General features: G+C 59.9%; 5 protein-coding genes. 2 read left to right on the top strand and 3 right to left on the bottom strand.

The features are described 5' to 3' along the window. Positions 1-218 precede the first annotated feature (218 nt). Positions 219-1,331, top strand: coding sequence for a hybrid sensor histidine kinase/response regulator (locus tag AC24GY_RS28505; RefSeq protein ID WP_487690035.1), 1,113 nt, complete (start codon positions 219-221; stop codon positions 1,329-1,331). Positions 1,332-1,343: 12 nt separating this feature from the next. Here AC24GY_RS28505 and AC24GY_RS28500 read toward each other — a convergent pair whose 3' ends face one another. The 3 genes from AC24GY_RS28500 to AC24GY_RS28490 are packed head-to-tail and all read right to left on the bottom strand — an operon-like array spanning position 1,344 to position 2,634. Then, positions 1,344-1,604: a DUF5985 family protein gene (locus AC24GY_RS28500; protein ID WP_487690031.1), complete on the bottom strand. Its 261-nt coding sequence runs from the start codon at positions 1,602-1,604 to the stop codon at positions 1,344-1,346. 2 nt (positions 1,605-1,606) lie between these two features. Continuing rightward, a complete protein-coding gene (locus AC24GY_RS28495; protein ID WP_422322050.1) occupies positions 1,607-1,867 on the bottom strand; it encodes a DUF5985 family protein in 261 nt (86 codons plus the stop codon). Next, the gene (locus AC24GY_RS28490; RefSeq protein ID WP_487690028.1) at positions 1,864-2,634 is read right to left on the bottom strand and encodes a hypothetical protein; all 771 of its coding nucleotides are present in this window, start codon (positions 2,632-2,634) and stop codon (positions 1,864-1,866) included. Before AC24GY_RS28490 ends, AC24GY_RS28495 begins: the two co-directional genes overlap by 4 nt. Here AC24GY_RS28490 and AC24GY_RS28485 point away from each other — a divergent pair. Further along, positions 2,633-9,643 (top strand): HAMP domain-containing protein, encoded by a 7,011-nt coding sequence (locus tag AC24GY_RS28485; protein WP_487690025.1) that lies wholly within the window; start codon positions 2,633-2,635, stop codon positions 9,641-9,643. The genes AC24GY_RS28490 and AC24GY_RS28485 overlap by 2 nt on opposite strands. The last annotated feature ends 8 nt before the right edge of the window (positions 9,644-9,651 follow it).

Here is a 9,651-nt window from a genome sequence, read left to right as displayed (position 1 = left end):
GAAAAAATTCTGAAAGCCTTCCTCAGCCCCTGCTGCGCGTCGCATTTCTTTTCCCGCTGCATTCTGGGCACTGACACGCGAGATGCTGGCAGCTCCGCGCCTCGCGGCATGAACCTTCATTCATGAAGCATGCAGGCAGAGCAATGTCATTCGTTGAACATGACGGAAATAATTTGAACAATCATCTCCTCAGCATCATCGACTAAGGCTAACACTTCATGACTATACCGGACAAAGTAACGATCCTCATTGTTGATGACCAGGAGGAGAATCTCCGGGGCATTGGAAACGTCCTCACCATGATGTCCTATGACATCACCCTTGCCCGTAATGCGGAGCAGGCCTTCCAGCAGCTTTTCTCATGCACCCCTGACCTCATCCTGCTGGATGTCATGATGCCGGATATCGACGGTCTCACCACCTGCCGCCAGATTAAATCCAACGCCAGCTGGGCAGACATCCCCGTCATCTTCCTCTCGGCGGATGATGATAAAAACGTCATCGTGCAGGCGCTCGAGGCAGGCGGCGTGGATTACGTCACCAAGCCCTTCAACATGGCGGAGCTGCTCTCCCGCGTTCGCACCCAGCTGGCACTCAAGCGCGCCAAAGACCAGCTCCGCGCACTTGTTGAGGACAAGGATGAAATCATCGGCATCCTTGCCCATGACCTGAAAAACAGCCTCGCCGGCATGAAGCTCAGCGCCAGCCTGCTGCAGTCCCGGCTCTCCGAGCTCCCCCCCCGCTGCACGCCGCTGGTGGAGAACATCGTGAACGCCAGCGAACGCATGCTCTCATTCATGCAGGAGTTCCTGGCCAATCAATGCGCGGAGCAGCTTCAGTTGAAAAACACCTCCGTGAACTTGTGCACCGTGGTGACAAAAATCGCCTCCAGCCACCAGCCGGCGGCGAATGCCAAAAAAATCGTTCTGACCACCCACACGCCCACGGCAGAGGTGTTTGTCAATGCAGACACCGAGGGTCTGACCCAGGCTTTGGAAAACCTCGTCTCCAACGCCATCAAGTTTTCCTCCGAAGGCGGCATGGTGGAGGTCACCGTTCACGAGCCGATGGCAGGCATGGCCAAGTGCCATGTGCGCGACACCGGTCCCGGCTTCACCGCTGAGGACCGCACCAAAATGTTCCGCCGCTATGGACGCCTCAGCGCCCAGCCCACGGGCGATGAACCCTCCACCGGACTCGGTTTGTCCATCGTGAAGCGTTTGGTGGAAAAGATGGGCGGCACCGTCATCCTCGCTGAAAACGAGGAACCCGGAGCGGAGTTCATCATCACGCTGCCCCTGGCGGCAATTTCGAAGACACTCGCCGCCTGATCCAGCGCAGTTTCAGGAACGGCGGTTCTTGTCCACCACGGCGGCAATGATGGTGACGAATGCGGCGAGGCGAATGAGATAGACGTACGGAGCCCATTCGGTGTCCACCGCCATGACGGCACGCACAATCCGCTCCACCATCAGGATCGTGAATGCAGAGGCGAAGTAGAGGAACAGCCTGTCTCGTGTCCTTTTCCAGAACCGGAGAAAAAACCACGCAATGACCAGCAGGCTGATGGTGGCGGCACCGTTGAAGAATTGGTTCAGCATCATGGCTAGTCAGATTCAAAGATGAGTCCGTATAAAAGAACGAGCAGCGCCACCTGCGTGACGAAGTTCCGCCACGGCAAAATGTACACATCAGGAAACACCACAAGATCCAGGATGAGGAGGCCATTGGAGACCGCCAGAATGGCAAAACACAGCGAACTCCAGTACAGCAGTCGCTGGCGGCTGCGACGATAGCCACGCCACAACAACACGGCTGCACCAAGACTGGTGAAAGCACACAAGAGGTAGATGATCGAACCTATCATGACTTTTGATCGTTGTTTTTGATTTTGAACGCGTCAGCGAAACTCTGGGCGGCGGTTGTATCGCGACGATAGATGGCCTCAATGACTCGAACTGGCCGGGTACGGTAAATGTTTCCGAGCTCTCTCATCTGGGAAATCAGGCTGGCCTCTGCCGTGCACCGATAGCAGACGGCCGGTTCTGCCATCTTTTCCAGCAGACCGTTCCTCACCATTTCATCGAGCCACCGTTCCACGGATTGAGGCGTGCTCAAAATGGTGTCGTAAACCTTCTGGACCGTCCATGCAGTGTTCGCTTCACGACTAAGCAGAATCAGAATCTCCAGCTGTTCGACCGAGCGGACATGACGGGAGATGAAACTGCGAATAGAAGGTGGGAGTTCCTGTTCGAACACGAGAGCGGACAAATTCCAAAAATATAAAGTCCTGCCACACCGCTGTTTGGCGGATGACCGTTTGGAAGCAATCGCGGCGGGAGATTCTGGCGGATGTATCAAATTTGTGTCGGCGACACGAAATCGTCCTCCCACCCCGGATTGGTTGGCAAAAATAGTTTCTGATACACCGATCAGGACACATCCTGATGGTCGATGAGGTGCGATAGGCCAAAGATCGCTTTTTGCCATGAGAACAATTTCATCTCGCTCCCCTGCTGGTTCTACCGCCCCACCCGCGCCGAGGAAACGGGCCGCTGAAAAGAAAAATACCAGCACGAATGGCAGTGGAAATGGCAGCGGAGAGTCTTGGGAGCTTGAGCTTCTGGCCGCCATGCTGGCCTTTCGCAAGGGGGACTTCACCACCCGTTTGCCTGAGGGCTGGACAGGCGTGCGTGGCAAGATCGCCGATGCCTTCAATGATGTGCTCGGCATGAGCGAACGCCGCGCCGGTGAGGCGGCCCGCGTGTCCCGCGTGGTGGGCAAGGAAGGACGCCTTCGCCAGCGCATCGTCATCACCGGCATGGTAGGCGGCTGGGCGGATGAAGTGCAGGCGCTCAATACGCTGATGGACGACCTGGTTCGTCCGACGACGGAAGTCACGCGCACCATCGGTGCCGTGGCCAAGGGTGATCTCGGGCAGTCCATGGCCATCGAGGTTGATGGCCGCCCACTGGAGGGCGAGTTCCTGCATTCCGCCAAGCTGGTGAACCGCATGATCGACCAGCTATCCGTGTTCACCTCGGAAGTGACACGTGTGGCACGCGAAGTGGGCACCGAAGGCAAGCTCGGCGGACAGGCCCAGGTGAAGGGCGTCTCCGGTGTGTGGAAGGATCTGACCGAATCCGTGAACCAGATGGCGGGCAACCTCACCGCCCAGGTGCGTAACATCGTGGACGTAACCATCGCGGTCGCCGCCGGTGACTTGTCGAAAAAGATCACGGTGGACGTGCGCGGTGAAATTCTTCAGCTCAAGGAGGCCATCAACACCATGGTGGACCAGCTCCGCTCCTTCGCATCAGAAGTGACCCGCGTGGCGCGCGAAGTGGGCACGGAAGGACGACTCGGCGGTCAGGCCGTGGTGCCCGGTGTGGCCGGCACATGGAAGGATCTCACCGACTCCGTGAACTCGATGGCCTCCAACCTCACCGCCCAGGTGCGTAACATCGCCGCCGTGACGACGGCCGTGGCTCGTGGTGACCTTTCCCGCAAGATCACCGTGGACGTGAAAGGCGAAATTCTCGAACTCAAGGAAACCATCAACACCATGGTGGACCAGCTCAACGCCTTCTCATCGGAAGTGACTCGCGTGGCGCGTGAAGTGGGCACGGAAGGAAAGCTCGGCGGTCAGGCCGAAGTCTCCGGCGTCGCGGGCACCTGGAAGGATCTCACCGACTCCGTGAACGCGATGGCCTCCAACCTCACCGGCCAGGTGCGCAACATCGCCGACGTGACCACTGCCGTGGCCCGTGGTGACTTGTCCCGCAAGATCACGGTGGACGTGAAGGGCGAAATTCTCGAGCTCAAGAACACCATCAACACCATGGTGGACCAGTTGAACGGTTTCGCCTCCGAAGTCACGCGCGTGGCACGTGAAGTCGGCACAGAAGGCAAGCTTGGCGGCCAGGCCATCGTACCCGGGGTGGGGGGCACGTGGAAGGATTTGACGGACAACGTGAACTCGATGGCGTCCAACCTCACCGGCCAGGTGCGCAACATCGCCGACGTGGCCACCGCCATCGCCAAAGGCGACCTTTCGTCCAAGATCACCGTGGAAGTGAAGGGAGAAATCCTGGAACTGAAGAACACAATCAATACAATGGTGGACCAGCTCAACGCCTTCGCCTCCGAAGTGAGCCGCGTGGCGCGCGAAGTGGGCACCGAAGGCAAGCTCGGCGGCCAGGCGCAGGTGCAAGGTGTGGCGGGAACGTGGAAAGATCTCACCGACAACGTGAACTTCATGGCCAACAACCTGACCGACCAGGTGCGCAACATTGCGGACGTGGCCACGGCCATTGCCAGCGGTGACTTGTCCCGTAAAATCACGGTGGACGTGAAAGGTGAAATTCTCGAACTGAAGAACACCCTCAACACGATGGTGGACCGTCTGAACGCCTTCGCCTCCGAAGTGAGCCGCGTGGCTCGCGAAGTCGGCACCGAAGGCAAGCTCGGTGGCCAGGCGGAAGTGGGCGGGGTCGCTGGCACTTGGAAGGACTTGACCAACAACGTCAACTCCATGGCCTCCAACCTCACCGGCCAGGTGCGCAACATCGCCGAAGTGGCCACCGCTGTGGCCAATGGGGACTTGTCCAAGAAAATCACCGTGGACGTGAAGGGTGAAATTCTCGAACTGAAGAACACCCTCAACACGATGGTCGATCAGCTCAACGGCTTCGCCTCTGAAGTGAGCCGCGTGGCGCGCGAAGTGGGCACGGAAGGCAAGCTCGGCGGTCAGGCCCAGGTGCGTGGTGTGGCGGGAACGTGGAAAGATTTGACGGACAACGTCAACTCCATGGCCTCCAACCTCACCGGTCAGGTGCGCAACATCGCCGACGTGGCCACCGCCATCGCGAAGGGTGACTTGTCACGCAAGATCACCGTGGACGTGAAGGGTGAAATTCTGCAGCTCAAGGAAACCATGAACACCATGGTGGACCAGCTCAACGCCTTCGCCTCGGAAGTGAGCCGCGTGGCGCGCGAAGTGGGCACCGAAGGCAAGCTCGGCGGTCAGGCCCAGGTGCCGGATGTGGGGGGCACTTGGAAGGATTTGACCGACAACGTAAACTCCATGGCCAACAGCCTCACGGCGCAGGTGCGTAATATCGCCGAGGTGACCACGGCGGTGGCACGCGGTGACTTGTCGCGCAAAATCACGGTGGATGTGCAGGGGGAAATTTTGGAGCTGAAAGACACGATCAACACGCTGGTGGACCAGCTCAACGCCTTCGCTTCCGAAGTGAGCCGCGTGGCCCGTGAAGTGGGCACGGAGGGCAAGCTCGGCGGTCAGGCCCAGGTCTCCGGTGTGGCGGGCACGTGGAAGGATCTCACCGACAACGTGAACTCCATGGCCTCCAACCTCACCTCCCAGGTGCGCAACATCGCCGAAGTGACGATTGCCGTGGCGAACGGGGACTTGTCCAAGCAGATCACGGTGGACGTGCGCGGTGAAATTCTCGAACTCAAGGAAACCATCAACACGATGGTGGAGCAGCTCCGCTCCTTCGCTTCCGAAGTGACCCGCGTGGCGCGTGAAGTGGGTACGGAAGGCAAGCTCGGCGGTCAGGCCCAGGTGCCGGGTGTGGCGGGAACGTGGAAGGGGCTTACCGACAATGTGAACTCCATGGCCTCCAATCTCACCGGTCAGGTGCGCAACATCGCCGACGTGGCCACGGCCATCGCGAAGGGCGACCTTTCCCGCAAAATCACCGTGGACGTGAAGGGGGAAATTCTGGAGCTGAAAAACACCGTCAACACGATGGTCGATCAGCTCAACGGCTTCGCGTCCGAAGTGAGCCGCGTGGCCCGCGAAGTGGGCACGGAAGGCAAGCTCGGCGGTCAGGCCCAGGTGTCCGGTGTGGCGGGCACGTGGAAGGATCTCACCGACAATGTGAACTCCATGGCCTCCAACCTCACCGGTCAGGTGCGCAACATTGCGGAAGTGACCATCGCCGTGGCTAACGGTGACCTTTCCCGCAAGATCACCGTGGATGTGCGCGGTGAAATTCTTCAGCTCAAGGAAACCATCAACACCATGGTGGAACAGCTCCGTTCCTTCGCCTCGGAAGTGACGCGCGTGGCCCGCGAAGTCGGCACCGAAGGCCGTCTCGGCGTGCAGGCCGTGGTGCCCGGCGTGGCGGGCACGTGGAAGGATTTGACCGACTCCGTGAACGCCATGGGCACCAACCTCACAGACCAGGTGCGAAACATCGCCGAAGTAACCACCGCCGTGGCTCGTGGTGACCTTTCCCGCAAGATCACGGTGGACGTGAAGGGCGAAATTCTCGAACTCAAGAACACCATCAACACGATGGTCGATCAGCTCAACGCCTTCTCCTCCGAAGTGACGCGTGTGGCACGTGAAGTCGGCACCGAAGGCAAGCTCGGCGGTCAGGCCGTGGTGCCCGGCGTAGCGGGCACATGGAAGGATTTGACCGACTCCGTGAACGTGATGGCCGCCAATCTCACCGATCAGGTGCGCGGCATCGTGAAGGTGGTGACCGCCGTGGCCAACGGCAACCTCCGCCAGCGCCTCTCCGTGCAGGCAAAAGGTGAAGTGGCGGCGCTCGCTGAAACCATCAACAACATGACCGACACGCTCGCGACCTTTGCCGATCAGGTGACGAACGTCGCGCGTGAAGTGGGCGTGGAAGGCCGTCTCGGAGGTCAGGCCAACGTGCCCGGTGCCGCAGGCACTTGGAAAGACCTTACGGGCAACGTGAACCTCCTTGCCGCCAACCTCACCACCCAGGTGCGCGCCATCGCTGAAGTCGCCACCGCCGTGACGAAGGGCGACTTGACCCGCTCCATCCAGGTGGAGACGCGCGGTGAGGTGGCCGAACTGAAGGACAACATCAACACGATGATCGACAACCTCCGCGTCACCACGGAGCGCAACAAGGAGCAGGACTGGCTCAAGACGAACCTCGCGAAGTTCACCCGCATGCTTCAGGGCCAGCGCGATCTTTACACCGTCGGCCAGATGCTGCTTTCCGAACTCGCGCCGCTCGTCGATTCGCAGCAGGGCACGGTCTATCAGCTCACCTCCGGCGATGATGAAAATCCACGGCTGCAACGCCTGGCCGCCTACGCGAATGAAAAGGATCTGCCAGACCAGATTGAACTCGGCGACGGCCTCGTCGGCCAGTGCGCGCGGGAAAAGCAGCGCGTGCTCCTGACCGACGTGCCGAAGGATTACACACCCATCCATTCCTCCCTTGGCAGAACACGGCCCGCCAATGTGGTGGTGCTGCCGGTGCTGTATGAAGGCCAGACCAAGGCGGTCATCGAACTGGCGGCCATGCACCCCTTCACCGACGGCCATCTCAACTTCCTCGAACAGCTCACGCAGTCCATCGGCGTCGTGCTCAACACCATTGAGGCGACGATGCGCACGGAAGGCCTCCTGCAGCAGAGCCAGCAGCTCACGGCTGAGTTGCAGTCAGGCCAGAAGGAGCTGCAGCAGACAAACGAAGAGCTGGAGCAGAAGGCTCAGGAACTCGCCGACCAAAACGCCGAGGTGGAGCGCAAGAACAAGGAGATCGAGCAGGCACGCCGCGCGCTGGAAGAAAAGGCTGCGGAGCTGGCGCTGACCTCGAAGTACAAATCCGAGTTCCTTGCCAACATGTCGCACGAACTGCGCACACCGCTCAATTCCATCCTCATTCTCGGCCAGCAGCTTGGCGAAAACTCCGTGGGCAATTTGAATCCAAAACAGGTCGAATTCGCCCGCAACATCCACTCCGCCGGTTCCGACCTGCTCAATCTCATCAACGACATTCTCGACCTCTCGAAAATCGAGTCGGGCACGGTCTCGGTGGATGCCGAGGAGATCAGTTTCACCTCCCTGCGGGATTCCGTGGAGCGCAGCTTCCGCCACATTGCGGAAAGCAAAAACCTGCCCTTCATCATGGAGTTCGACTCCAATCTGCCCTTCGCCTTCACCAGCGACTCCAAGCGTCTCCAGCAGATCATCAAGAACCTGCTGTCCAATGCCTTCAAGTTCACGGCTGCCGGGCAGGTGCGCATGAATGTGAAACTGGCCGAAGGCGGCTGGAGTCCCGACCATCCCAATCTCAACCGGGCGGGAGCCGTCATCGCGATTTCGATCACCGACACCGGCATCGGCATCGCCCCCGAAAAACAGCGCCTTATCTTCGAGGCCTTCCAGCAGGCGGATGCGGGCACCTCCCGCAAGTATGGCGGCACCGGCCTCGGTCTCGCCATCTCGCGTGAGCTGGCATCTCTGCTCGGCGGTGAAATCCGGCTCGCCAGCACGCCCAATGAAGGCAGCACCTTCACCCTCTTCCTGCCACTGGTCTATTTCGGCCCTTCCAACTCATTGCCCAATCCAGTCAGCGAAGGAAAAAGCAATCCCCGCCCCTCCATCGCTCTGCCAGTGGCCATGCCCCGCGACGAACGTATCGAGGACGACCGCGCCAACGTGGAGGTCGGAGATCTCGCGGCGCTCATCGTCGAGGACGATCCCCACTACGCTCGTGTGCTCCTCGGGCTGGCGCGTGACAAGGGCTTCAAAGGTCTCGTCGCCACGCGCGGTCATGAGGCGCTGACGCTCGCGCGTCAGTATCACCCCACGGCGATCACGCTCGACATCTTCCTCCCCGACATGCTCGGCTGGACGGTGCTGAACAATCTCAAGCTCTCCCCCGAAACCCGCCACATCCCGGTGCAGATCATCACCCTGGAGGAGGAGCGCAGCCATGGCCTGTCACGCGGTGCCTTCTCCTACCTGGTGAAACCGGCGACCACGGAAGACTTGGAAAGCGCCTTCGACAAGATCAAAACCTTCGTCGCTCCACGCACCAAGCGTCTACTCGTCGTCGAAGACAACGACACCGAGCGGCAGAGCATCGTCGAACTGCTCGGTCACGACGACATTGAGATCAAAACTGTGGCAACGGGTGAGGAAGCCTTCACCACGTTGCTCGACCGCCACTTTGACTGCTGCGTTCTTGATCTGCGCCTGCCTGACATGACCGGCTTTGATCTGCTGGACCGCATCCATGAAGAACCCAGCCTGAGAGATGTGCCTGTCGTGGTCTTCACTGGCAAGGACCTCTCCAGTGCGGAAGAATCCCGTCTGCGCACCATGGCCAAGAGCATCGTGCTCAAGGACGTGAAGTCGCCCGAGCGCCTGCTGGATGAAACCGCCCTCTTCCTGCACCGCGTGCTGGCAGACCTCCCGGAAAGCAAGCGGCAGATGCTGGAAAGCCTGCACGGCACCAACGAGGTGCTGCGCGGACGCAAAGTCCTGATCGTGGACGATGACGCCCGCAACATCTTCGCCCTCTCAACGGTGCTGGAAAACCAGGACATGGAAATCCTCAGCGCCACCAACGGGCGCCAGGCCATCGAGCTGATCCAGGCCACTGATGACCTCGCCATGGTGCTGATGGACATCATGATGCCGGAGATGGATGGCTACGAAACGATGCGGGAGATCCGCAAACAACCGGAGTTTCGCAACCTTCCGATCCTTGCACTGACCGCGAAGGCGATGAAAGGCGACCGTGAAAAATGTCTGGAAGCCGGAGCGAGCGATTACATTGCCAAGCCGGTCAACACCGACCAGTTGCTCTCATTGCTCCGCGTCTGGCTGCATCGCTGAAAGCCGCC

Source organism: Prosthecobacter sp. Pr1 (assembly GCF_057652315.1).
Note: the sequence above shows the minus strand (reverse complement) of the source record. Positions and strands in the feature narration are given on the sequence as shown.